The organism is Subtercola lobariae, assembly GCF_014640255.1.
In the GTDB taxonomy this organism is placed as follows: Bacteria; Actinomycetota; Actinomycetes; order Actinomycetales; family Microbacteriaceae; genus Subtercola; species Subtercola lobariae.
The window spans coordinates 299869-323440 of record NZ_BMGP01000004.1; the positions used below are offsets into that span (position 1 = coordinate 299869).

The following is a 23572-nucleotide window of genomic DNA, read 5'->3' on the forward strand; positions in this document are numbered from 1 at the left end:
AAATTGCAAGTAGAACTGATGTACTTCGAACCATGACGGGCAACGAAGCGCGCGAAACTCCGACGGCGCACCACAGAGGTTCTGCAACGGCAACGGCAGCGGCAGCGGCAGACGCGGCATCTGCCGCGAGCGTCGTGCACTCACTCGACACAGCGCCAGTGAGTCAGTGGCATCGGCGCCTCATTCTGCTCATCGGGGCCGGTTCGTTCTTCAATTTCGTCGAAGTTGCGCTCAGTTCGCTGCTCGTTCCGCTGATCGGCGAGCACTGGGCGATGAACTCGTTCGAGCAGGCCGCGCTCATCGCAGCCACCTTCATCGGTGAGGCCATCGGCTCGACCGTGCTCTCGCCCCTGGCCGATCGGTTCGGCCGCAGCCGCATGTTCCAGGTCAACCTGCTGCTGTACGCCGTGTTGTCGGTCGTCTCGGCATTCGCTCCGAATGTGGATGCCCTCATTGTGCTTCGCGTTCTGCTGGGTATCGGGCTCGGAGCTGAACTCACCCTCGTCGACAGCTACCTCGGCGAGATGATGCCCGCTCGAAGCCGCGGGCGTCTCGTGGCCTGGAGCTACACCCTCGGCCTTCTCGCGGTTCCCATCACGGGTGCGGTGACCGTTTTCGTGCCAGCCGACGTGGGCGGAATCGCCGGCTGGCGCTTCATTCTGGCGGCGACGGCAATTGGCGCCCTTGTGGTGTGGTTGCTGCGCCGAAAGCTGCCGGAGTCACCACGCTGGCTGATCGCCCACGGGCGCCACGACGAGGCGCGGGCGGTGATCGCAGGGCTCGAGCGCTACGGCGCGGAGCCCGCGACGCGGGGCAACCGCAGCCGTGCCCGCAAACCTCGGCAACCTCCCGTCGCCACCGAGCCCGCTTCTGCCGCCGCCGAGCATCCACTCGCCGCCATTGCGGCCTACCAGCCGCCGAGCGCACACCAACTCGCCCGGCGCCGCGCGCTGCTCATCGTGCTGAACACGCTCGGGCCCATCGCGTTCTACGGGTTCGCCTCGATCGCCCCGCTCGTGCTCATCGACAAGGGCTTCAGCATTGTTCATTCGCTCGCGTTCACCGCCCTGAGCGCGCTCGGCTACCCCCTCGGTTCGTTGCTCTGCGTGCCGATCGTCGAGCGGTTTCAGCGGCGAACACTGCTCATCGCGTCATCCCTCGCCGTTGCCGTGTTCGGCATCACCTTCGGGTTCGCCACCACGCCCGTGCTCATCGTCGCCGCCGGTTTTCTCACCGGAATGGCGAGCGTGGTGCAGTCGAACGTGACACACATCTACCAAGCCGAGCTCTTTCCGACTGCCATCAGGGCACGGTCGGTCGGCAGGCCGTATGCTCTCTCGCGGGTCATTGGTGCACTGCTGCCCTTCGCGACCCTGCCGATTCTGCACGCGCTCGGCGCGGGCTGGCTGTACTCGCTCTGCGCTGCGCTGATCGTGGTTCTCGTAGTGCTGATCGGCATACTGGGCCCGCGCACCAACGCGAAAAGCCTCGACACCATCTAGCCCGAACCACTCGGGCCGTGCGCCCGAACATCTGAAAGGTCACTCGTGATCACCCTCGAACATCTGCCCGCCGAGCATCCAGGCCGCGCCCTGCTCACGGGTCGCACCATTTGGTTCGCTTGCAAGCTCGATCAGCGCTTTTCGTACGGACTCTATGTGCCGAGCAGTTACACCTGGCAGGCCGACCTGCCGATCGTAGTGGTGGTGCACAGCACAAACCGCGACGCCCAAACCGAACGCGACACTTGGGCAGACTTTGCCGAAGAGCACCAGGTCATCGTCTTCACACCCCTTTTTCCGGCCGCTATCGACCATGTGGATGATCTCGACAGCTACAAGGCGATCGAATACCACGGCACGCGGTTCGACCTCATTCTGCTGAGCATGCTCGACGAGGTCGCCGAGCGGTGGAACGCCGACACGAGGCGGTTCATTCTCGCCGGGCACTCGGGCGGGGCGCAATTCGCGCTGCGGTTCCTGCTGCTGCATCCGTCACGACTGACGGGGGTCGCGGTGAGTGCCCCGGGGCGAATCACCGTGATCGATGACGCCTGGGTTTGGCCGCGCGGCGTCGCCGACCTCACCACTCGATTCGGCATCGCCCTCGCCCCGCGCGAACTCAGCGGTGTCTCGGTGCTGCTGACTGCGGGCGACGCAGACCTCGGCACCGCCGACCTCGAAGCGCAGAACGATCCGTCACAAGAAGGCTTCGGCGACTCACGCGTCGAGCGGCTCGAGACACTCCGCGAGAATCTCGAGGCCAACCGTATCGACGTGACCTTCACGCTCGTTCCCGAGTCGGGTCACCACGGAAACCCCACCTTGCCCGTTATGCAGCAGTTCGTGGCGGGTTTGCTGCCCTAGCGCGGCAGGTCAGAGCCAGACGGTCGCCAGCCACACCTCGACGCCGGCGAGCACGAGCAGCGCCACATTGAACCCGATGACGCGGGCCTCACCCCGGGCGAGGTGCACCGTGATGCCGCCGATCTGCACCAGCACCAGCCCGATCGCCGCAGCTAGAGCCAGCCAGGTGGCGACTCCGGTGAGCGGTGGCAGAATCAGCCCGAGCACGCCGAGCACCTCCACCACCCCGATGGCCCGCACGGCGGCCAGCGGTGTGCTCGCCACCCAGCCCATCATCGGCTGCAGCTTCTCGGGGCTGCGCACGATCTTCACCGCACCCGAGTAGAGGTAGACGATGGCAAGCAGGGCGGCGACGATCCAGTAGGCGATCTGCATGTGCATCCATTCGTTCGGCCTGCTCAGCGTATCGCGGCACCTGCATCCACGGCCGCCACACCCTCCCCGCCAAGCCCCTGCTCGCAGTCGAGAGAACGCGCCGCAGACGAGAGAAGGCGGCCGATCGGCTTCTCTCGTCTGAAGCGGCTTCTCTCGCTGGGCGGCGAGACGGCTTAGTGGCCCACGCCCTCGGGGCCACCGAACTCGACGCTCAGGGTGGTGTTGCCGATGATGTCGGGCAGCGCTCCTTGCTGCGTGGGCGTTCCGTCGCGCCAGTCCGCGGGGCCGTCGTAGCGCCGCTCGATGTAGTGCGGCTCGTAGGCGGCCACGAACGTACTGCCGTAGGGCGCCCCCGCGTAGTGCGCTGGTTTGAGCTTGTCGAAATACACCACACCGCGCGGGTCGTAGCAGTCTTCATCGATCGTCACCGCCACCACCTTGCCGCAGATTATGGCTCGGTGCTCGAAGGTCTGAACCCAGGCGACCTCGCATTCGAAGTGCGAATGGCACTCCGCAATGCGTGGTGGAGCCACCGTCAGCGAGGGCAGCTCAGTGAGACCGGCGCGCTGCAACTCGTTCACGCCCGGTTCGAACGGCAGACCGACGACCAGGCACCGCGCAAGCAACTCGTCGTCGAAGGCCACCGCGTTGACCACGAATTGGCCGGTTTCGAGCACGTTCATGTAGGTGTCGCTCGGCGGGTCGGCGGTGACAGCGAACAGCAGGTGAACGGGGTTATGCGCGACACGGGTGCACGTTCCGTACGTCGCCGCATTCACCTCACCGCTCTCGTTCACACTGGTGATCATGGTGAGACAGGAGCTCGGTGCGAACATCGCGTCCCAGTGCTTTTCGGGCACCTCGATTTTCGTCGTGGCGCTCACGAGCGCGGGGCTCATCGTGTAGCGCCCCGGGCGCCCGGCTGCGCGACGGCAGGATGCTCGGTGCCAGGATGCTCGGCACCAGATTGCTGGGCCCGATCCTCCACGGCCGGGTGAAACTCGACGTTTTTCGTTTCGGGGCCGAGGGCCGCGCCGACGATCGCCAGCACACCGCCGATGCCCACCAGCACGAGCACCGTGTACTGCATCGGCACGATGCCCGACAGCCAGATCTGGTAGGTCGCATAGAACGAGGGGATGATCACCGCCAGGCTGTAGCCGAGACCGTACCCCACGGCGCGGTTCTCGGTGGCAAACCGCTCCGAGAGGTATGAGGTAACCACGGCCCAGGGCGACACGATGAAGATCGCCGCGATGACGGCGGGCAGCATCGCGACCCACACATTCGGTTGTGACACGTTGATGAGCATCCAGTACGCCGGAATACCGATGACCAGGGCCAGGATGCCCGTCGCTATGAGGTAGGTGCGCCGGCCGATTCGCTGGCTGATCACTCCGCCCACCACGTACATGCCGGTGAGCACGAGCCACGTCACCATGAAGACGAGAGTCGACTCTGAGCTGGTCAGCTTGACGGTTTTCGTGAGTACCTGAGGAATCAGCGCCGTAACCGTGTTGAGCAAGAACCAGAGCCCGGTCATCCACACGAACACCTGAATGAAGCCGACGAGCGCGCGACCGCGAAAGAGGGTGAAGAGTGACAGCTTCGATTTCTCGGCCGGGTCAGACTTCTTCCAGACGGTCGACTCTGACACGTTGCGGCTGTAGTAGATCAAAAACACGAACGCCAAGGCCGCCCCGACGAAGAACGGAATGCGCCAGCCCCACTGCACATAGGGCGAGCTGACCGCGCCGCCCGGGATGATCGCCAGCAGAACGAACGTCAAAAGGCTCACGATGGCGGCAGCGAAGCCGGCACCCATCTGCACGATGCCACCGAAGAGACCGCGTTTCTCGCGCGGGCTCTCTTCCATGGCGAGCACGTTCGCGCCCGAATACTCACCGCCGAGCAGCACCCCGGCGATGAAACGCAGGGCGATCAGCGCAATGACGCCGCCGATGCCCACGGTTTGATAGCCCGGCAGGCACGCCATGATCAGGGTGGCGATACCGAAACCGGCGACCGCGATGAGCGTCGACTTACGCCGCCCGATCGAGTCGGCGAGCGACCCGAAGATGAACGACCCGAGCGGCCGCCCGATGAGCGTGGCCACGAACACCCACGACGCGATGAGTGCAGCCGTGCCCGCGTCGATCGACGCCGGTACGAAGTACAGCATCGCCGGAGCCAGCGCGATCAGCGGCAGGTAGATGTCGAAGTTGTCGACGAAGAACCCGAAGAACGCACCACCCACCGCGTTGCGCGTGCGTTTCGACGCGGCGGCGGTCAGGCCGGCCGAGCCAGCTGGTGCAGTGATTGTTGGAGAAGACACCGTTGAATTCCCGTTCTGTGTTTGGTTTCAGTCTTATTCGAACACGGGTGTGTTCGAGTGCGTTTCGAGTGCTGCCGCTGACGTTTCGTTCGCGTCATCGGCGAGATGGGCTTTGCCCTGGCTATCGAGCGAGACGGCGACGCCGTACAGTCGCAGGGCGGCGTCGACCGACACATACCCGCGCTGCACGTCGAGCGCGACTTTCTGCGGGTCGCGCCCGGCAGCGTCGCCGTACCCGCCGCCCCCGCCGGTTTCGACGATGACGATGTCGCCGGGCTCGAGCTGCATGCCGTCGACCTTTCCATTGGCGAAGTGCGTGACGGCCGATTCGGATGCCCGTTTCACGGTCACCCGGTTCGCCAAGCCATCTCCCCCACCGTCGATACCCCAGGGCGCCGTCGTTGTGCGCTCCACAAAGCTGTCGAACGTGACCGCGTTCTCGGTGACCCACCGTTGGCGGGTGCCGAGCCCGCCGCGGGTGCGACCCGCGCCGCCCGAGTCTTGACGCAGACCGTATTCGAGGGCGTACACGAGCGCGTTCTTCGCTTCTTGAGCCTCGACCGGGCCATTGTGCGTGTCTCCGTCGTTGATACAGATAGTGGCGCTCTCACCGTCTTTGTCTCTGGTCGCGCCCCATCCACCGCCCTGCAGCCCGTTGTAGAGCAGGTAGAAGGTTCCGGTCGACGGGTCTGTGCCATAGAGGTTGCTGATGGCGAGGTCGGCGTGGTGGCCCGCGATGGAGCCTTCGGCGAGGGCATCGGCTACCGCGCGAAAGACGCAGTCGACGATGGTCATGGGGTAGGTCATCCACCACCGCATGGCGGCCGGTTTCGTGGCGCTGACCACCGTTCCAGGCGGCAAGATGACATCGACGGGCCGAAACGAACCGTAGTTGATGGGGTACTCGTTCGGCGACGTGAGGCACTTGAACGCGACTTGGGCAGCTGATCGGCCGGCCGTGGCTCCCGAGTTGAAATACCCTGCCACCTGTGGGCTCACTTCGCTGAGGTCGATGGTCATCTGATCGCCGGCGATCACGACCCGAACTTTGATGGGAACAGGCACGCCGAGGCGCACTCCGTCATCGTCCATCGACGCTGCACCGAAGTATTCCCCATCGGGCATATTCGCCACAGCCTCGCGCGCCAACTTCTCGCTGCGGTCGAAGATGTTCACGATGCTCTGCGCGATGGTCTCGTTTCCGTAGCGATCGAGCAGGGCGAGCAGGCGGGTCTCGCCGGTGCGGATGGCGGCGACTTGCGCGCGAAGGTCGCCGAGGGCGGCATCGCTGAAGCGCACATTCGTCTCGATGATGCGCGTCAGCTCGTCGTCTTGCTTACCCTTCTTGAACAGCTTCACCATGGGCATCTGCAGCCCTTCGGCGAAGATGTCATGGGTCGTGCCACCCAGAACACCGCCCACGTCGAGCCAGTGCGCCATCGATGAGGCGAAGGCCACCAGTTCGCCGTCGTGAAAGATCGGCACGGTGAGAATCATGTGGTTGAGGTGACTGCCCATGATGTAGGGGTCGTTCGTGAGCAGAATGTCGCCCTCGTCGATGCCATCGCGGCCGTAGAACGCGAGCTTCGCCTTGATGGCCTGCGAGAGACCGCCGACGAACATCGGCAGGCCGAGGCCGATCGAGATGGTGTCGCCGTTGGCGTCGAACAGCCCGACCGTAAAGTCTTGAGCTTCGTAGATCAGTTGGTTGTATGCCGTGCGCATCAGGTTCGTTTTCATCTCATCGGTGATGGCGATGAGATTGCCGCGAATGATCTCTGCGGTGATGGCGTCGACCCGAGGAGCCGAGTCTGTGGGAACCGAGTCGGTGACCGTGGGGGTGCTCATGCTGCTGAGCCTCCGATCTGCATGATGAGGTTGCCGAGCGTGTCGACGACCACGCGGTCGTCGGTGCGCAGCAACGTGGTGGTGGTTCCTTCTTCGATGGCCGCGGGGCCGGTGACCGTTTGGCCCGCCAAGAGTGCCGCGCGGTGGTACACCACGCAGGGCACCGGGCCTTCGTCGGGGTCGAGCACGACCATCCGCTCACCCGTCGGCGCAGGCACCAGATCATCATCGCCGGCCTGCGCTATCTCGGCCCACGACGGCCTCGCTACGTTGCCGACCGCAGAGAGCCGCAAGGTCACGATCTCAGCGTTCTCGTCGGGCGCCGAGTGGCCGAACCGGTCGAGGTGGGCTAAGTCGAACACGCTTTTGAGGTCGCCGATGCCGTAGGCACCGAAGAGGTCGGGCACCTCGACGGTGAGCGAATGCTCCTGCCCCACGTAACGCATGTCGGCGTAGCGGATGAACGACATCTGTTCGTCGTCGACCCCACTCGAAGCGAGCTTGCCGCGGCCGTCGGCCTCGAGCGATACGAATCGGGAGTCAAGCGCTTCGCTCGTGGTGCGGTTGAGCGAAGTGATCTCGGTGAGCACCAGGTCGTGCCGAACATCGGCCATCAGCATGCCGAGGGCAGAGAACACGGCCGGCACCGGCGGAATCACCACTCGGCTCACCCCGAGCTCACGAGCGACCAGCGAAATGTGCAGCGGGCCGTTGCCGCCGTAGGCGAAGAGCGAGAAATCGCGCGGGTCGAGACCGCGCTCGGTGGTCACCGCCCGAACCGCATTGGCCATGGTCGCCGCGGCAATGGCGAGAATGCCGCTCGCTGTGCGAACCGTATCGACACCAATACGGTCGGCCACCGTGCTGACCACGCTGTGCGCCGCGGCCGAATCGAGTTGCAGCTCACCAGAGAGCGCGCGGCCGGAGTCGAGCAACCCCAGCACAACCGCCGCGTCGGTCACCGTCGCCTCAACGCCGCCTCTGCCGTAACACGCGGGCCCCGGGTCTGCGCCCGCGCTGATCGGGCCCACGTGCAGGCCGTCGGCCGAATCGACCCACGCAACGCTTCCGCCGCCCGTGCCCACCTCGACGATGTCGAGGCAGGGAATGCGAATCGGTAGCCCCGTGCGATACCCACCCACGAAGTATTCGGCCGCTTGCGGAAAGGTCTGCGAACGGATGACCGCCGCCTTCGCCGTGGTGCCACCCATGTCGAACGCGATGGCGTCGTCGTAGCCCATCTGCTTGCAGAGCTCGATGGTTCCGACCACGCCGCCGGCAGGCCCCGACTCCATCATCTGAACCGACTGCTGGCGAATCTGCGCCAGATCAGACAGGCCGCCGTTCGACTGCATGATCGAAACCTCGGCCGGGCTTCCGGTTGCTGCGAGTTCGCTCTCGAGTCGGCTGAGGTAGACGCTCACCTTCGGCCCCACAAAAGCGTTCGCCGCCGTGGTCGAGGTGCGCTCGAACTCGCGGTATTCGCGGGTCAGTTCGTGCGAGAGCGACACGTACATACCGGGGTTCTCTTCGCGCAGAATCGCGCCCAGCAGCACTTCGTGCTCAGGGTTTCGGTACGAATGCAGCAGCACCACGCCCGCCGCCTCGATGCCTCGCTCGGCCAGCGTGCGGGCCAGCCGCCGCGCTGCTACCTGGTCGAGCGGAGTCTGCACCCGGCCATCGGCACGCACGCGCTCGGCGATCTCGAACACATCATCTCGCGGAACCAGCGCGCGATGCTTGGTGAAACCGAGGTTGAACGCATCGGGCCGGTTCACGCGACCGATCTCGTACACATCGCGAAAACCTTCGGTGGTGATGATCGCGGCCCTCGCACCCTTACGTTCGATCAGCGAGTTGATGACCACGGTGCTGCCGTGCACCAGCGCAGTCGTTGCGGCGGGGTCAACGTCAGCCGCCTCGAGCCCGGTGAAGATGCCCTCGATGAGGTCGTTCGGCGTGCTCAGGGTCTTGCCAATGACGATCGAGCCGTGTTCTTCGTCAAAGCCCACCACATCGGTGAAGGTGCCGCCGATATCGACTGCTACACGTACGGTCATGAAGGTGTTTCCTCTCGTCAAGCGCAGCGATGCTGTTGCAGCACCGTGCGAAGCCATTCGTTCCACAGCCGGTCAGAGCTGGCTTGTGCGGCCGCCACGCCATCGGCCCGAACATCGACGACGATGCGCAGGTCGGCCACGATGTGCCTGTCGGGTGACGGATGCTCGGTCACCAGCACCGCGCCAGCATCCGTTGCCGCCAGCAGCACCTCGACCTCTGAGACGCTCACGTTCAGCGAGGCCGCCAACTCACCGATGAACATCGGCGAACCTTCTCGCAAAGCAGCTAGAGCGGCTTGAGGTTCTCGCACCGGGTTCTCCTTCGTGAGCGCAACGACTGTGTTGCTCTTATCTCACTGGGTGCGGAGCGATAAATCCAATAGATGCTAGATATGCCTCACATGCACACCGTGAATACTCACGGAGTGGCTCGGAGTTCGGCTCGTATCGCCTCGACGAGCCACAGTGTGGCGGAGTCGCCGGCCAATCGCGGGTTGAACAACACGTCGATGCCCAGCGGCGGCACCACGAGCGGCAGGTCGAGAATGCGCAGCGAAAACCGGTCAGCGAGGCGGCGGGCGAGGCGTTCTTGCGCGATGGCGATGCGGTTCGAGTCGGCCACGAGCATGGGAATCAAAAGAAAGTTCGAGCTGATCAGCTCGAAGGTCGGCGTGACACCGGCCGCTGCCAGGGCGATGTACGGATTCAAGCGAAATGTCGCTGATTGGTAGGCGACGTGCGGAAGCGCAGCCAAGTGCTCGAGCGTCAAATCGCCGTCAACCTGCTCGTTCGCGGTGTCGATCACGCCCACCCATCGATCGCGGTAGAGCGTCGAACGTGCGTACGTCGTCGCCACCGTGTCGGCCACCAGCGCGACGTCGAGCTCTGGCTTCTCAAAGATGTCGGTGCCGGGCTCCGTGCTGTCGCGAATCTCGAAGCTGGCGCCGGGCGCCACCGTTTCAGTGATGCGCAGAAGCAGTGGTGCCACCAGAAACGCCGTCGAGGTGGTCATGGAGAGAATGAACTGCCGCGCATCCCGAGCGGGGTCGAACGCCGGCACGTGCAGAACGCGCTCTGACACCGAGCGCAGCACCCCCGGTACGCTCGTCAGCAGTTCGCGGGCGCGGGGCGTGAGCATGTACTTCGATCCGGAGCGCACCAGCAGATCGTCGCCGAGCAGCGCCCTCAGTCGGGCGAGCGTGTGACTCATGGCGGGCTGCGAAAGCCCGATGCGTTCGGCGGCGAGGGTGACGCTCTGCTCTTGCAGCAGCGCCATCAGCGGCGGAATCAGATTGAGGTCGACGTTCGTGAGTCGCGCCGCGAGGTCGTTCTGGCCGGGCTCGTCGATGGGCATGCCAGCAGGTTAGCGCGTGCGGCGGGGGTGGGCGAGCGCACGTGTGCCTCAGCGCGCAGGCCGTTCTTGCGCGCGCGAAACCGTATCAGCCTCGAGTAGGCGCGGAATGAGCAGGCGTGACGATTCAAAAATGGTGTTGACGCTGCTGGTGCCCACGGGCGTATGTGTGAAGTTCTGCATCACCTCGCGATGAGTGTCGTCGCTCGAGAGTGTCAGCCTGATTCGGTGGCCCGTCTCGAATCGCCGGGCCGTCGCCACGATCGGAACTCGGTATGCGACCTTCTCACCCACCGGCACCGCCACGGCAGTGCGCATTGGAAGCACAGGGAGCCCAGGGCTGCTGAGCTGTTCGTCGACTTCGCGCATGCTGGCGCGCAACCAGCCCTGGGTCACCGCGGTTGCGGAACCATCGGGGGCGACGTCGTGCACCTGCACGACCCAGGCCGTGTCTGCAGCGGTTGCGCTGGCGTGCAACTCGAGCTCGAGGTGACCCACCACGTCGAGCGCTTCAGGCAGGGCTTCGGTCATGTAGCTCACAGCATCGGGTAGCTCGGCTGCGCCGGCGTCTTGTGAGGTAGAGGTGGCGGGAGCGAGGCAGAGGTAACTGCGGCTGCTCTCAGCTGGCTGCGCGGCAAGCGCGGTGACGGGCGTCGCCATGGGGTTGCCGTATGGCCGCGAGGCAGCGCCTTCGGCCGGCTGCTGCGCGAGAACACCGTCGGCACCGAGCCCGAACTCGAGCACGTCGGCGGCGGGCGGCCAGACGTCGCTCGTGCGCCATTCTTCGGCCCCGGGCATCCAGTACCGAATCGCCGGCCCGGCAAGTGTTCCCGTGTCGCGGCCCTTGAGCCAGTGGTCGAACCAGGCCAGCGCTTCGATGTGCATGCTCTCCCACGGCCAGGGCAGGCCACCCTCGCCGAGAATGCTCATGCGCACGTTCGGGTTGTGCGCCAGCCCCTGCCAGGCCGCGAAGGCACCGGCGAGATGAAGCGGCACGTTCGACCACTCCGAGCCGATGTAGGTGGGTATCTCCACCTCGGCGAGCAACGACGTGAGGTCGCGGTCATTCCACCACGCATCGCGGGTCGGATGCTCGACCGCAATGTTCAGCCAAAGAGAATTCCACGGCTCGCGAGCACGACGAAAGCGGCTGATCAGGCGAAGACCCGTGAGCGCATTGCCGCCGCTGGTGCGGGCGAATCGGCGATGGATGCTCGGCACTGCCAATACGCGCCGGGCGACCCGCGAGACACCCCGCCGATACCTGCGATCGCGAATGCCAGACAGCACCCCGAGGGCGCTGATCCACGGCGTGATGAAGGCCGAACTGAATAGGCCATTGTGGTTCGCTGCCTCCCAGGCCTGCACAGTGACGTCGAAGGGAAAGATGGCCTTCAAGTGCGGTGGGCGCTGAGTCGCAGCCTCGAGCTGGGTCATGGCGTAGTAACTGATGCCGATCATGCCCACGTTGCCGTCAGACCAGTGCTGTTCGGCCATCCATTCGACCAGGTCGTAGAGGTCTTCGCGTTCGTTGCGATCGAAGAAACCCCAGGTGCCGCCCGAACCGCCCGTTCCCCTGAGGTTCGCGATGACGTGAACGTAACCGCGTGGAACCCAGAAGTCGCTCATGCCGGCTTCGATCACGCCAGCAGGCGCGCCGATGTCTTGCATCTGGCGCGGGTAGGGAGCCGCGGCCAGCAGTGCGGGGAATGCGCCGGCAGTGGTGGGCCGCAGCACGTCGACCAAGAGAATCGTGCCGTCGCGCATGGGCACCGAAACATTGTTCTCGCGATGCATCGCATACCGCACCTCTGAGAGATTGCGGTATTCACGACCCGTTGTCTGCGGGCCATTCAGCTGTCGTTGGCCCTGTTCGATTCCCGATGCCTCGATCTTCATGCTCTCTGATTCCTTTCGCCTAGTTTCACCACTCGATGAAATTAATTTCATCGTATGATGAGACTATGCAAAAAGCAAGCGCAGACGCCGAGTCGGTTCGCGGCCCCCGAGACGACCGCTGAATCATCTCGGCACGCATAGTGGCGGCCGCACGAGAACAGTTCGCGGCCAACGGCGTCAGCGGCACCTCGATTCGAGCCATCGCCCGTCACGCCGAGGTCGACCCCGCTCTCGTGCACTACTACTTCGCGTCGAAAGAGGCACTGCTCGATGCCGCGACGACCGTGCCGGTCGAGTACATGCGGGCGTCGCAGACCGCAATAAGCGCCCCGCTCGCCGAGCGCGGGCAACGCATCGTTGAGAACGTGATGCAGGCGTGGTCTTCGCCCGACACCTCCCCCGTTCTGCGAGCGATCTTCTTGTGCGCGAACGTCGACGAAGTTACCCGGGCGAAGTTGCGCGATTCGCTCTCAACGGGTTTCATCCACGCAACGGCCGAACGCCTTCCCCAGGCCGACCGCCTCACCCGTGCCGGTCTCGTCTCGTCTCAGATCATCGGCCTGTGCTGGCTGCGTTACCTGTGGATGCTCGAACCTCTGGCCTCGATGGCCGACCACGACGTGGTGGCGCTCATCGGCCCCACGGTGCAGCGTTACCTCAACGGGCGCCTCTGACCGGCAGCGCGCGCCCACACCCGCGCCCGCGCCTCTGCCGAAAGAACCCGGGCAGCGTCACATCCACTTGCGCCACTTGAAGATGAGAAACAGCACTGCCGCGAACACCACCATCAGCGCCACCGCGAAGGGGTAACCAAGTGCCCAATGCAGTTCGGGCATGTTGTCGAAGTTCATGCCGTAGACCGCGGCGATGAGGGTGGGCGCGAAGAGAATGGCCGCCCAGCCCGAGATCTTCTTCATGTCTTCGTTCTGGCGCTGCGCCACGAGCGTGGCGTTCACGTTCAAGATCTGCGCCAAGGCGTCACGCAGCTCAGTGACTTGGGAGTTGACTCGGGTGAGGTGGTCGGAGACGTCTTGCAAGTAGGTCTGCAGTTCATCCGGAACCCCGTATTTGCCGAACCCACCCCGAAGCGCGGCGAGCACATCGGTGAACGGCGACGTGGCGTGCTGCAGGTCGATGACCTCTTGGCTGAGCCGGTAGACGCGCTCGGTGACCGCCTTGTCTCCGCTGAAGACCTGGCGTTCGATCTGCTCTTTGTCGACCGACAGCCCCTGCATCACCGGCGCGTACGCATCGACGATGGCGTCGAGCAGGCGATAGACCACGGCCTCGGGGCCGAGGCGCAGAAGACGGTCGTCGGCGAGCAGCGTGCTTTCTCGGCGGTCGGGCTTGTCGACCGGGCCGTCATCGAAGGCAGTGCCGTCGGTTCCGTCGATCCAGCGCTTGTCTTGGCAGAGCACTGCGACCGAATTGGGCCGCACGAGCAGGTGAAACTCTTCGAACGCCACCTCTTCGGCCTCGTCGATGTACCGCGCCGAACGAACGACCACGAAGAGCACCTCACCGTAGCGTTCGAGCTTGGGGCGCTGATGCGCGCTCAGCAGGTCTTCGACCAGCACCGGGTGCAACTGCCACGCCGCAGCGAGCTCGTTGATGTCTGAACTGGTGGGCGCCGGGTAGAGCAGCAGCGCCAGGTGCTCAGGCCCGCGAGCGAATCGCAGCGAATCCGCCACTGACGCACCCTCTGGTGCACGCTCCGGATGCCCGTCGGTCACGTACCGCGTCAGGTGACCGCCCTCGGCCGCCGTAGGCGGCACCCCGCCCGTACCCTTGCGGCGCAACAGGTCGCCCCTTCGCCGTGTTGCTTGCTCGCGCCCGCTCTCAGGCATGGTGACCCCTTCTTCGGTTCGGCCCAATTGTAGACTTGACCAATGCCTACCAACCCGAATGACGCGGTTACCAAGCCGCGCCGCGGGCGACGGCCGGGCACGAGCGAGACTCGGCAAGCCATACTCACCGCCGCCCAGGCACGGTTCGCGCAAGACGGCTACACGGCGGCCACCATTCGCAAGATCGCCGCCGACGCGAACGTCGATGCGGCCCTCGTCATGCAGTTCTTCGGCTCGAAAGAAGAACTCTTCGCCACCATCATGTCGATTTCGCCCGCGGCGATGTCGCGCATCACGGTGGCGTTCGAGGGGCCAGAAGAGGGCATCGGCGAACGGCTGACCCGCGCCTACCTCGAGCTATGGGAGGGGCCGCCGGCAGAATCCGACCCGCTTCTCGGAATTCTGCGCTCGGCCATCACGAACGAGCTGGCGGCCACTCAGCTTCGCGAGTTCATCCTCGCCCGGCTGCTCGAGGGCATCGGCGATCGACTCGAAGCCGATCCGCAGATCGCCCTGCGCGCGGGGCTCGCGTCGACCATGCTCATCGGCGTCATTGTGGGCCGCCGCATCATTCAGGTGCAACTGCTCGTCGACGAAGACCGTGAAACGATCATCCACCTCGTCGCGCCTGGCATTCAGCGCATTCTCGCGCCCGACCCGGCCACGCCGTAGGTTCGCACCGAATGACCAGCGGCCCCGTCGCGAGAGCGAACCTTCTGCAGAAGGCCGAGCAGTACATTCTGCGGCACGGCCTGCTCGACCTGACGCTGACCGCGGTCGCCGAGGGCATCGACTCGAACAGGCGCATGCTGCTTTACCACTTCGGCTCGCTCGATGAGTTGGTGAACGAGGCCATCAGCGACATTCTCGAACGCCACGACCTGACCAATCAGCTGGCCGCCCTTCTGCAGGCCGAGGGAGACCTGGTCGATCGGCTCGATGCCGCCTGGGCTCACCTGGCAGACCCGGCACTTCTGTCATGGCACCGCATCTACTTCGCCCGGGTCGGGCTCGCGGTGGAAGATTCGGTGCACTACGAGACCTTTCTGGCCGAAAGCCGCGCGGGCTGGCCCGCACTGCTCGAAGAGACGATGCTTGCTCGCCGTGTTCACGACGCGAAGACGCTGTCGTTGGCGGTCGCTGCCGCCTGGACGGGCCTGCAGCTCGCCCTCTTGAGCGGAGAAGACCGCACGACGTTGGCACGCGTGCATCACACGACCGTCGCCGCATTGCTCGCGTGAGATCACTCGAGGCTAGACAAGCGCATTTGTGAACTATAAAGTTCAGAAATGGACGAAATCTCCCGCACAGGCGCGCAGCCCTTTGTCATCGGCTTCTTCGAGCACATGAACCCCAACGGAATCACCGGCGACACCTGGCGGCAGCCGGCGAACACCGGCAGCGACTACCTCGATCTCGAGTATTGGATGCGGCTGGCCAAGCGCCTCGACGAAGCGAACGCCGACTTTCTGTTCTTCGCCGACAGCTACGGCAATCCTGCCGTTGACGGGGTGATGCCCGATGACTCCATTCGCCTGGCCAATCACATTCCGGTGGCCGACCCGTTCGCGGTGATTCCGGCGATCTTCGCGGTGACCGAGCACCTGCCGGTGGTAGTGACGTCGTCGACCATCTTCGAAGAGCCGTACGCGAATGCCCGGCGGTACGCGACGCTCGATCACATCTCGAAGGGGCGCATCGGCTGGAACGTAGTGACCAGCGCCGCAGCCAAATCTGCGGCCGACCTGTTCGGCCGAGAACTCGTCGCCCATGACGACCGCTACGACAGGGCAGACGACTACCTCGAGGTCAGCTATCGACTCTTCGAGGGCAGCTGGGAGCACGACGCCGTCGTCAAAGATCGCGCTACAGCGACCTACGCCGACCCCGCACAGGTGCACGCGATCGACTACACCGGGCCGTACTTCAGGTCGAAGGGCGTATTCTCGGTCGAACCCTCACCCCAGCGCATGCCCTTCGTCTTTCAGGCCGGCAGTTCGGGGCGTGGGCGCCGCTTCGCCGCCACTCACGCCGAGTGCGTGTTTTTGCAGGCCACGAGCCCCGAGAAAGACGCAGAAGCTGTCGCCGACATTCGGCGCCTGGCTACAGAGCAGGGTCGCGACGGCGACGCCATCAGAATCATCGTGGGCATCACGGTCATCATCGGCGTCACAGAGCAGGATGCCCGGCAGAAGTACGACGAATTCTGCTCGTTCCACTCCGAAGAGATCGCCGCAGCGCAGTTCTCGCACTACTCCGGTATCAACCTGCTCGAGCTTGACCCCGACCTGCCGATTCCGCCCGGCAACGACGAACTCAGCCGCTCGAACGTGCAGCGATTCGACGGCTACACCGTGCGCGAGGTGCTGAACGAACTCAAGACCCGAGGTGTTCGAGGCATCATCGCGGTCGGCACGGCCGCAGAGGTCGCCGATCATATGGAGGACTATGCGGCGGCCACCGGGGTAGACGGGTTTCTCATGGAGACGTACACGAATCCGGGCACGTACGACGAGATTCTCGACCTGCTGCTGCCCGAGCTACGAACCCGCGGGCGGGCGCCGTTGCCCTACACGACGAAGACTCTTCGTGAGAGGTTTCAGGGTGCCGGGCATCCATTTCTCGACGACAGCCACCCGGGCGCACAGCACCGCGTCGGCCCGAAATGAGCCGACGCGGTGAGAGCCAGACACGGTGAGGGCTGGGCGCAGCGAGGGCTAAGCGCGCCTGACCGGCAGTTGCAGGTACGAGAGACGCGTACCGCCGGTGTGGATGATGTGCGTGCCGTGGTTGTCTGGCGTCACGGTGTCGAGGTTCGGCATCACGCCGCCCAGCGAGTTGAAGCCGCTGATGGTGAAGCGCAGTGTCTCGCCGGGGTGAAAGGCCAGGCCTACCGGGAAGAGGTCGATTTCGAGTTCGACGACCTCGCCGAGTTCGAGCTTTTCGACGCGGTCGAAGGTGTGCACAGGCACATCGACGGTCGAGAGAGTCTCGTCGAGGTTGCGCAGCGACGCGCGCAGGCGGCCATTCGAGCCCTTGTACTTCAGAATCGAGGCACCGTGAGCGGTGATCGCCTCCATGGCCGGCCCGTGGTTGGGCACGTTGAACTGCTCGAGCACAGTGCCTTCGGCGTCGAGCTTCTGCAGCAGCACGAACACGTCCATGTCGTCTGAGCCGTCGGCCTCGACGAAGAGCTTCGCCTTCGGGTAGCCCACGATCACCGTTTCGGCGTCGAACGTGACGCTGAAGGTGGCGTTGTCGGTGGGCGACTCGGCGTCGTAGCTCGTGGCGGTGCGGTCGGTCGGTGCCTCGGTGGTGAGGGCGTTCGAGCGCGGGTCGAGGTAGTACTTCACCTGCTCGACGTCGTCGGGCGGAAACGCGGTGGCGGCCACGTTCACCTGGTCGCCGCCCTCGAGGTCGAGCACCGAGTAGCGCACCCGCGGGGTGTTCTGCCAGCCGTTGTCGATGCCCTTCAAGTAGTGATCGAAGAACCGCCGCAGCCCGCGAGTGTTGGCCTCGTTGTAGAAGTCGGGCCATTCCATGGTGTTGTGGATGCGCAGCCACTTGTCGCTCGAACTGATGGTGCGCCAGCCGCGGAACGTTCCCGGCGTGTGAATCGAGTTCGTGTAGCTGGCCACGACGTAGGCCGGCACGGTGATCTTTTCGAGCTCTGACGCCCGCTTCTTCCACACCTCGGTGAAGAGTGGATTGTGCTGACCGTCGTTCACGAGATCGTCACGCTTGTTCGCACCGACGTAGTTGACGGCGAGAATCGCGGGAAACGGGAAGTCGGGCATGCCGCCGCGGTAAATCAGGTCGCGGTAGACGTCGCTCATGCCCTCTGTGGGCGAGATGGCGGCCAGGTGCGGCGGCTGCTCTGCGGCGGCGAGCCACTGCGAGATGGCGAGATACGAGGTGCCGGAGAGGCCCACCTTTTCGTTCGACCACTCCTGCGCGGCGAGCCACTCGATGAGGTCGTAATAGTCTTCGCCCTCTTGCTTCGTCCAGATGGTGGCGTCGCCTTCAGAGTGTCGGATGCCCCGCGGGTCTGGGTTGGCGATGGCGTACCCATTGGCGACCCAGTACGACGGGTCTGGCGCCTCGAACTTCGAGAGGCCAGAGAGCCCGCTCTGGTTCACGCCCAAGAGGTTGAAGAGGTTCCAGTTTTTCGGGTGCGTGCCGCCGCTCTTTCCATACGGACTCCACGCCACGAGCACGGGCACCTTGTCGGTGCCGGCCGGGCGAAAGATGTCGGTGTAGATAACAGTGCCGTCGCGCAACGGCACTGCGACGTCTTTCTCGAAGACGATGTCGACCGGAATCGGCCGAAACTTCGGGTCGGTCTGAAAGCCGGCCGGCAGAACCCGGGTGCCCGGCTCGAACTTCTCGAACAGGGCGGGCTCGGTGTTTTCGTCGTAGGGAAGCGAAGGCACCAGTTCGGTGTAGTCGCTGGCCAGGTCGTTTTCTTGAATGCTCATGATGGTGGTTACGAGGCTTTCTGCACGGGGGCGGCGGCGGGTGCGGGTGCGAAACGGTCGAGGGTAGTGATTCCGGCGAACGCGTGCGGAGCGATGCCCGCAATGAGTCGCCCGAAGTTCTCAGAGAGCGCCTCGAGGTTCAGGGCTCCGTGCAGCGTGATGATTCGGGCATCCCGCCACGAACGCTGAATGGGCTCGAAGTCCATGATCGCGGTGGAGCCCGAGTTGCGCTGCAGCAGTTCGATGGCCTCTGCGCACCACTTGGCGGCGTAGGCGGTCTCGGCGAGCACGCGCGAGCTGAACAGCTGCATGTACTCTGGGTCGGCCGGGGTGCCGGCGGCGGCAAGCGCGCCGAGGCGATCGGTCTCGGCAGCGTTCGCGCGAGCCATCAGCCGTGCCGACTGAATCTTCGAATGCACCTCGGTGAGCATGAGGTGCGTCAGCGGCGCCTCGAGCTGGTTCTTGTAAGTGGTGCCGCGAATCGGGCGGCCGGCCGAGCGCTCGAGAAAACGCTCGAGCGCACCTTCGGCGATGCCCACCGACATACCGGCCATCAGGCTGAACGCCCACCCGAGAGTCGGCGCCTTCCAGACGGAACCCGCGAGCCCGTTGTCGAGGCTCTGCGCCGCGATCTCTTTGAAGTCGACCACGCGGTAGTCGGGCACAAAGAGCTCTTCGCCCTTCAGCTTCGACGAGACGCTGCCGGTTGCGCGCATGCCGGCGACCTTCCAGTCGTCGAGAAACTCGAGCTCGTCGAGCGGAACCTGCACCGCGAGCAGGTAGGGGCCGTTGCCCTCATCGGCGATGCAGCCGAGGTTGGTGTAGGGCGCCCAGAGCGAGTCGCTGCCGAAGGTCCACGGGCCGCCGGTGATGATCCAGCCGCCGTCGACGCGCTTGGCGCGGCCCTTCGAAGCCGGAAAGTGGCTCGACGCTGCCACGCGCGGGCCTACCCACTCGGGGCCATAGACCTCTTCGACCACGCGAGCACCCATGCCAGCGGGCATCCAGTTGGTCGAAGCGCCCACCCACACCGTCCAGGCGGCCGAGCCGTCCCACTTGCCGACCTCGGTCACCACGTCGAGCTGCTGCCGAACGGTGAGCTCGTAGCCGCCGAACTCAGCGGGGCTGCCGATGTCGAACGCGCCGGTCGCTGCGATGTCGGCGATGGTCTCGTCAGAGTGCCGCCCGTCGCGTTCGGCCTCGGGGGCACGCTTGCGCAAGGTCGGGCCGAGGGCACGAACCTTTTCGAGAATCGTTTCTAACTGGGCAGCCTTCTCGTCAGTAGCATCCATCGTCGTCATCTCCTGTGTCGTCTTTTCTGCGTTGTGGGTGCGGGCGCTCATCGCGCCGGCACGATGGGCAGTTGCACGTAGCTGGGGTGCTCGGGCCCGGTGTAAACCGAGTTGGTCGCGCCGACGTGATAGCTCTCGTCGTAGGTGCGAATGGGAATGCCCGCCGGCGAGTACGGCTGCACGTCGATGCGCAGACGGTAGCCCTTGCGAATCACGGCCGTGCTCGGGTTGAGCCCGATTTCGATCGGCACGATCTCGTCGCCCTCGAGCGGCGCATAGTCGGCCTCGGCGTGCGTGTGCACCGGCCAGTACTCGCTCGACCGAGCCTCATCGAGTGCCCGGTGCGACACCTTCAGCAGGCCATGACCGACGGGGTGGATGTTCGTGGGGTCGACAGGCGGAACCAGCGACTCATACCGAACCTCACGGTCGTTCTCGTCGATGACTCGAAGCGATGCGTACACATCGAGGTCGCTGCTCGACGACGACACCCAGAGGCCCACCTTCATGTAGCCCGCCAGCACCATGTCTTCGTGCATCGGTTCGCTCACGAACGACACCCCCGTCGACCAGCGGGGCGTGCCGCCGGCGCGGCCGGTAGGTGCGGGAATGGGAAAGCCGATGTCGAGGGCGGCGTCATAACTCGCGCTCGCTTCGACGCTCGGCACCGTCTCGCTGATGCTCAAGATGTCGGTGCGCAGCCCGTCGCCCTTCCAGTCAGAAGGCGTCGCGTCGAGGTACCAACGCGGGTAGGTGGTGCGAGCGATGGGCCACTCGTTTTCTTCTGAAACGTAGTGGCCGCCGTTGCCTGTTCTGACCTGAACACGAACGGGCGAGCCATCCATGATGCCGTTCTCTTCGCCGCGCAGCCAGTGGTCGAAGAACGCCTTGTGCTCGGCGATCGTCGACTCTTTGTAGCTGTGCGGAAACCAGGCGTCGATGAAGTCGAACTTCTTGGCCGAGGCACCGGTGGAGCGAACGAAGGTCTCGGAGCTGCCGAGGTGGTGAATCACCACACCGGTCTGCGGGCCGACGATCCACACCGGCGCCGTAGCCTTCTCGAGCTCAGGCAGCATGAAGATGGAGCCCTGGTTGCCATAGGCGGCCGGGTCGTTGAACGGCGTCGCCAGAACCTGGGCCAACCAGTCGGTCTCGTGCCGCTCCCCGTGGTAGTTGTGGCCGGCCATGGCAACGCGCCACCACATCCAGAACCCTTCGCCGAAGAGGCCGCCGCCGTAGAACGCCTCGTTGTAGAGGTCGGCATCGGTGCCCAGAGCGACCATGGCCTTCAGGTGCGGCGGGCGAAGCGCGGCCACGGTGTGCTGGGTGATGGCGAGATACGACATACCCCAGAGGCCGATGTCTCCGGTCGACCAGGGCTCTGCCGCCGCCCACTCGATGGCGTCGTAATAGTCTTGGGCCTGCTGCACGCTGAAGGGGGCCTGCAGGCCCGGGCTGTTACCGACACCACGGGCATCCACTCGAATGCACACGTAGCCGTAGGGCACCCAGACGGCCGAGTCGACGCTCTCGTGGTTCTCGTACTGCAGCCCGTCGGGGTTGCCCGAGAAGTAACGGTCTTCCATTTCTTCTTTGGCCTCGGCCTCGGCCTCGCTGCCGATGTCGCCGTGATCGAAGCTCTTGCCGTAGAAGCCCTGGTTCAGAATCACCGGATGCTCGGCCTCATCGGCCGGCCTGAAAACGTCTGCACAGATGTACGAACCGTCGCGCAGGGGAATGCGCACGTCGGTCTGCTTGATGATGCCCCGGATGTTGCGGCGCAACTCATTTCGAGCGGCCGCCGCGTTGCGCAACACCCGAGGGGTGTTCGCCGTGAACGCGCCGGGCGTCTCGTTGAGCTTTGTCAGCAGAGCGACCACGGTGGGGTCACTCGCGAATGTCACGGTCTGGTCACCGGCGAAGGTGACCATCTGAGTGCTGCCCGGCTCGATCTTGTCGGCGGGCCCGTGCACGTCGGCCGCGTCGGTGGTGGCCTGGTTGAAGTTGATGACTACGTTGCCGATGACCTCGTGAAGCACGGGGGCCAGCGTGATGCCGTTCTCGACAGTGCCGTCGTCGTCGAGCGTCTGAACGAACCTCGCGAGGTTGGTGACGATGGGGTCGTGCAGACGGTCGATCTTGCCGTCGACGCGGTTGACCAGCTGAGCCAGGTTTGCGCGGTCGCTGCCGGTGACCGAGCCGAGCACGAGACCGCCGATGCTGAACGTTACGGCCTCGCCTTTTCGGTAGCGGTACGCGCCGCGCTCGTTCGTGAGACCCGACTCCGTGGGCGTGTCGTACTTCAGGCCGATAATGGGTCCGGCGAAAACGCCCGTCAAAACCTCAGTGGTCTGCAGGGCGGCCGCCTCATCGGTGGCGATCGTGTCGGTTAGTGCCATTTTCTTCTCCGAGTCCTCGTTGACTATGTTCCCCACGGAATCATATCAACATACGTTGATTATTTGCTACGAGCGGCGTTCCAACACGCTCATCGACGATTCGCCGGCCTCGACGCCCACGAGTTCACGGCCGAGGTTCTCGAGCCACGTGTCGACGTTGTTCGCCGCGTGCATGCTGCCGGCTCTTGCGTTTCGCGCGATCAACTGCAACGGCATCCGCTTGCTGATCGCCGAGGCACCGGATGCGCGAAAGAGCTTTTCGACTGCCGTAGCGCACTCGTTCCAGACATACGCCGCATCGGTGTGAAATTGCAGCACCTCGTGCTCGCTCGGGTCGCGCCCTTCTGCATCGAGCCGATCGAGTTCGGCCACCGCAGCGTCGGCCAGGCGCCCGGCAGAGCGAATCTGCATGAATGCCTCGCCCACGATGTGGTGGGCGACCGGCGAATCGAGCTGCTTCGAATACGGCGAGTACGGCACACTGCGCTTGCCGATCGAGCCGAGAAATACCTCGATGGCCTGATCGGCCATGCCGAGTGCTACCCCGGTGCTCGATACGATCGACCTCGGCAGGCCGCCTCGGCGGGGGCCGCGACCGTGCTCAGTGGCCTCGGCGATGCGTGCGGCCAGCTCGGCCGGGTAGCCGAAGCGCTCGTCGGGAACGAAGAGTTCGCCGTCGGTCGCCATGGTCTGACTGCCGGTGGCGGCCAGCCCCGAGGCATCCCAATCGTTTCGGGCGATCAGGGAGGTCTTCGCAATCAGAACCATCGCCACCTTCGAATCGTCGGTGTCGTCGTAGAACACGGCGAGGTAACCGTGCGAGGCGTGCACGCTGCCGGTGGCGAAGGGCCAGGCACCTTGCACCATCCAGCCACCGTCGACCGGGCGAGCCGTGCCCGACATGCGGCGGCTCGTGCCCCCAACCGCGAAGGTTCGATTGCCGACCCACGGCGACTCGTAAACCGGGGCTACGACGTCGTCATCGAAAGCAAAGCTCCACAGATTGCCGCCGGCCGTTGCCCAGACCACCCAGGCAGTAGCCCCGCAACCGGCACCGAGTGCTCGGTAGATGTCGTGCAACTCGCGGGTGGTGAAATCTGCTCCACCGAAACGCTTCGGCCTGGTCACACTGAAGACGCCGGCTGCGTCGAGACGTTCGATGCTCTCGTGCGGAATGCGGCGCTCTTGCTCGGCTAGTGCTTGATGGTCACGCAACCACGGCTGAAGGGCGACGATGCTGTCGACAATCTGGGCGGCGTCGGGCTGGATGGCGTCGGCAGAACGCGCGTCGCGAGTCATGAATCTCTGCCCACCATTGGACC

General features: G+C 64.8%; 19 protein-coding genes. 6 read left to right on the forward strand and 13 right to left on the reverse strand.

Annotated features, from left to right (window positions below; translation table 11 throughout):
* Window positions 1–32: 32 nt before the first annotated feature.
* Window positions 33–1502, forward strand: coding sequence for an MFS transporter (locus tag IEX24_RS12405; RefSeq protein ID WP_188678718.1), 1470 nt, complete (start codon window positions 33–35; stop codon window positions 1500–1502).
* Between the two features lie 45 nt (window positions 1503–1547).
* Entirely contained in the window at window positions 1548–2366 is an 819-nt protein-coding gene (locus IEX24_RS12410; RefSeq protein ID WP_188678720.1) for an alpha/beta hydrolase, read from the forward strand.
* Window positions 2367–2375: 9 nt separating this feature from the next.
* Here IEX24_RS12410 and IEX24_RS12415 read toward each other — a convergent pair whose 3' ends face one another.
* The 8 genes from IEX24_RS12415 to IEX24_RS12450 form a co-directional block, all read right to left on the reverse strand.
* Entirely contained in the window at window positions 2376–2741 is a 366-nt protein-coding gene (locus IEX24_RS12415) for a DoxX family protein (RefSeq protein ID WP_188678722.1), read from the reverse strand.
* Window positions 2742–2914: 173 nt separating this feature from the next.
* Entirely contained in the window at window positions 2915–3640 is a 726-nt protein-coding gene (locus tag IEX24_RS12420) for a flavin reductase family protein (protein ID WP_188678724.1), read from the reverse strand.
* Window positions 3637–5076: an MFS transporter gene (locus IEX24_RS12425; RefSeq protein WP_203585997.1), complete on the reverse strand. Its 1440-nt coding sequence runs from the start codon at window positions 5074–5076 to the stop codon at window positions 3637–3639. The genes IEX24_RS12420 and IEX24_RS12425 overlap by 4 nt, the downstream gene beginning before the upstream one ends.
* Window positions 5077–5109: 33 nt before the next feature.
* Window positions 5110–6924 (reverse strand): hydantoinase B/oxoprolinase family protein, encoded by a 1815-nt coding sequence (locus tag IEX24_RS12430; RefSeq protein WP_188678726.1) that lies wholly within the window; start codon window positions 6922–6924, stop codon window positions 5110–5112.
* Entirely contained in the window at window positions 6921–8984 is a 2064-nt protein-coding gene (locus IEX24_RS12435; RefSeq protein ID WP_188678727.1) for a hydantoinase/oxoprolinase family protein, read from the reverse strand. The genes IEX24_RS12430 and IEX24_RS12435 overlap by 4 nt, the downstream gene beginning before the upstream one ends.
* A 17-nt stretch (window positions 8985–9001) precedes the next feature.
* Window positions 9002–9247 carry a hypothetical protein gene (locus IEX24_RS12440; protein ID WP_188678729.1) on the reverse strand — a complete coding sequence of 82 codons (246 nt, stop codon included), beginning with the start codon at window positions 9245–9247 and terminating at the stop codon, window positions 9002–9004.
* A gap of 155 nt (window positions 9248–9402) precedes the next feature.
* A complete protein-coding gene (locus IEX24_RS12445) occupies window positions 9403–10338 on the reverse strand; it encodes a LysR family transcriptional regulator (protein ID WP_188678731.1) in 936 nt (311 codons plus the stop codon).
* Between the two features lie 48 nt (window positions 10339–10386).
* Window positions 10387–12234 (reverse strand): CocE/NonD family hydrolase, encoded by a 1848-nt coding sequence (locus IEX24_RS12450; protein ID WP_203585998.1) that lies wholly within the window; start codon window positions 12232–12234, stop codon window positions 10387–10389.
* Between the two features lie 140 nt (window positions 12235–12374).
* Here IEX24_RS12450 and IEX24_RS12455 point away from each other — a divergent pair, with 140 nt between their 5' ends.
* A complete protein-coding gene (locus IEX24_RS12455) occupies window positions 12375–12908 on the forward strand; it encodes a TetR/AcrR family transcriptional regulator (protein WP_188678734.1) in 534 nt (177 codons plus the stop codon).
* Between the two features lie 57 nt (window positions 12909–12965).
* On the opposite strand, the gene IEX24_RS12460 is transcribed toward IEX24_RS12455, so the two are convergent.
* A complete protein-coding gene (locus IEX24_RS12460; RefSeq protein WP_188678736.1) occupies window positions 12966–14081 on the reverse strand; it encodes a magnesium and cobalt transport protein CorA in 1116 nt (371 codons plus the stop codon).
* Between the two features lie 42 nt (window positions 14082–14123).
* On the opposite strand from IEX24_RS12460, the gene IEX24_RS12465 reads away from it, so the two are divergent.
* Genes IEX24_RS12465 through IEX24_RS12475 form a run of 3 tightly spaced genes read left to right on the forward strand, consistent with a single transcriptional unit; the run spans window position 14124 to window position 16750 of the window.
* The gene (locus IEX24_RS12465; protein ID WP_188678738.1) at window positions 14124–14753 is read left to right on the forward strand and encodes a TetR/AcrR family transcriptional regulator; all 630 of its coding nucleotides are present in this window, start codon (window positions 14124–14126) and stop codon (window positions 14751–14753) included.
* Window positions 14754–14764: 11 nt separating this feature from the next.
* A complete protein-coding gene (locus tag IEX24_RS12470; RefSeq protein WP_188678740.1) occupies window positions 14765–15322 on the forward strand; it encodes a TetR/AcrR family transcriptional regulator in 558 nt (185 codons plus the stop codon).
* Between the two features lie 48 nt (window positions 15323–15370).
* Window positions 15371–16750: an NtaA/DmoA family FMN-dependent monooxygenase gene (locus IEX24_RS12475; protein WP_188678747.1), complete on the forward strand. Its 1380-nt coding sequence runs from the start codon at window positions 15371–15373 to the stop codon at window positions 16748–16750.
* A 48-nt stretch (window positions 16751–16798) separates the two neighbouring features.
* Here the strand turns inward: IEX24_RS12475 and IEX24_RS12480 are convergent, their stop codons facing one another.
* The 4 genes from IEX24_RS12480 to IEX24_RS12495 all read right to left on the reverse strand — a co-directional run bounded on the left by IEX24_RS12480 (window position 16799) and on the right by IEX24_RS12495 (window position 23549).
* The gene (locus IEX24_RS12480) at window positions 16799–18559 is read right to left on the reverse strand and encodes a CocE/NonD family hydrolase (protein ID WP_188678755.1); all 1761 of its coding nucleotides are present in this window, start codon (window positions 18557–18559) and stop codon (window positions 16799–16801) included.
* 8 nt (window positions 18560–18567) lie between these two features.
* The gene (locus IEX24_RS12485; RefSeq protein WP_188678757.1) at window positions 18568–19902 is read right to left on the reverse strand and encodes an acyl-CoA dehydrogenase family protein; all 1335 of its coding nucleotides are present in this window, start codon (window positions 19900–19902) and stop codon (window positions 18568–18570) included.
* Window positions 19899–22250, reverse strand: a complete 2352-nt coding sequence (locus IEX24_RS12490; protein ID WP_188678760.1) for a CocE/NonD family hydrolase — start codon at window positions 22248–22250, stop codon at window positions 19899–19901. Before IEX24_RS12490 ends, IEX24_RS12485 begins: the two co-directional genes overlap by 4 nt.
* A gap of 66 nt (window positions 22251–22316) precedes the next feature.
* Entirely contained in the window at window positions 22317–23549 is a 1233-nt protein-coding gene (locus tag IEX24_RS12495) for an acyl-CoA dehydrogenase family protein (RefSeq protein WP_188678762.1), read from the reverse strand.
* Window positions 23550–23572: the final 23 nt, after the last annotated feature.

What these genes read in the sequence shown, in the direction of transcription:
- IEX24_RS12405 (WP_188678718.1), top strand. Translation starts at nt 33, where the DNA reads ATGACGGGCAACGAAGCGCGCGAAACTCCGACGGCGCACCACAGAGGT.
- IEX24_RS12415 (WP_188678722.1), bottom strand. Translation starts at nt 2,741, where the DNA reads ATGCAGATCGCCTACTGGATCGTCGCCGCCCTGCTTGCCATCGTCTAC.
- IEX24_RS12420 (WP_188678724.1), bottom strand. Translation starts at nt 3,640, where the DNA reads ATGAGCCCCGCGCTCGTGAGCGCCACGACGAAAATCGAGGTGCCCGAA.
- IEX24_RS12430 (WP_188678726.1), bottom strand. Translation starts at nt 6,924, where the DNA reads ATGAGCACCCCCACGGTCACCGACTCGGTTCCCACAGACTCGGCTCCT.
- IEX24_RS12435 (WP_188678727.1), bottom strand. Translation starts at nt 8,984, where the DNA reads ATGACCGTACGTGTAGCAGTCGATATCGGCGGCACCTTCACCGATGTG.
- IEX24_RS12440 (WP_188678729.1), bottom strand. Translation starts at nt 9,247, where the DNA reads ATGTTCATCGGTGAGTTGGCGGCCTCGCTGAACGTGAGCGTCTCAGAG.
- IEX24_RS12445 (WP_188678731.1), bottom strand. Translation starts at nt 10,338, where the DNA reads ATGCCCATCGACGAGCCCGGCCAGAACGACCTCGCGGCGCGACTCACG.
- IEX24_RS12450 (WP_203585998.1), bottom strand. Translation starts at nt 12,234, where the DNA reads ATGAAGATCGAGGCATCGGGAATCGAACAGGGCCAACGACAGCTGAAT.
- IEX24_RS12460 (WP_188678736.1), bottom strand. Translation starts at nt 14,081, where the DNA reads ATGCCTGAGAGCGGGCGCGAGCAAGCAACACGGCGAAGGGGCGACCTG.
- IEX24_RS12465 (WP_188678738.1), top strand. Translation starts at nt 14,124, where the DNA reads ATGCCTACCAACCCGAATGACGCGGTTACCAAGCCGCGCCGCGGGCGA.
- IEX24_RS12470 (WP_188678740.1), top strand. Translation starts at nt 14,765, where the DNA reads ATGACCAGCGGCCCCGTCGCGAGAGCGAACCTTCTGCAGAAGGCCGAG.
- IEX24_RS12475 (WP_188678747.1), top strand. Translation starts at nt 15,371, where the DNA reads ATGGACGAAATCTCCCGCACAGGCGCGCAGCCCTTTGTCATCGGCTTC.
- IEX24_RS12480 (WP_188678755.1), bottom strand. Translation starts at nt 18,559, where the DNA reads ATGAGCATTCAAGAAAACGACCTGGCCAGCGACTACACCGAACTGGTG.
- IEX24_RS12485 (WP_188678757.1), bottom strand. Translation starts at nt 19,902, where the DNA reads ATGAGCGCCCGCACCCACAACGCAGAAAAGACGACACAGGAGATGACG.
- IEX24_RS12490 (WP_188678760.1), bottom strand. Translation starts at nt 22,250, where the DNA reads ATGGCACTAACCGACACGATCGCCACCGATGAGGCGGCCGCCCTGCAG.
- IEX24_RS12495 (WP_188678762.1), bottom strand. Translation starts at nt 23,549, where the DNA reads ATGACTCGCGACGCGCGTTCTGCCGACGCCATCCAGCCCGACGCCGCC.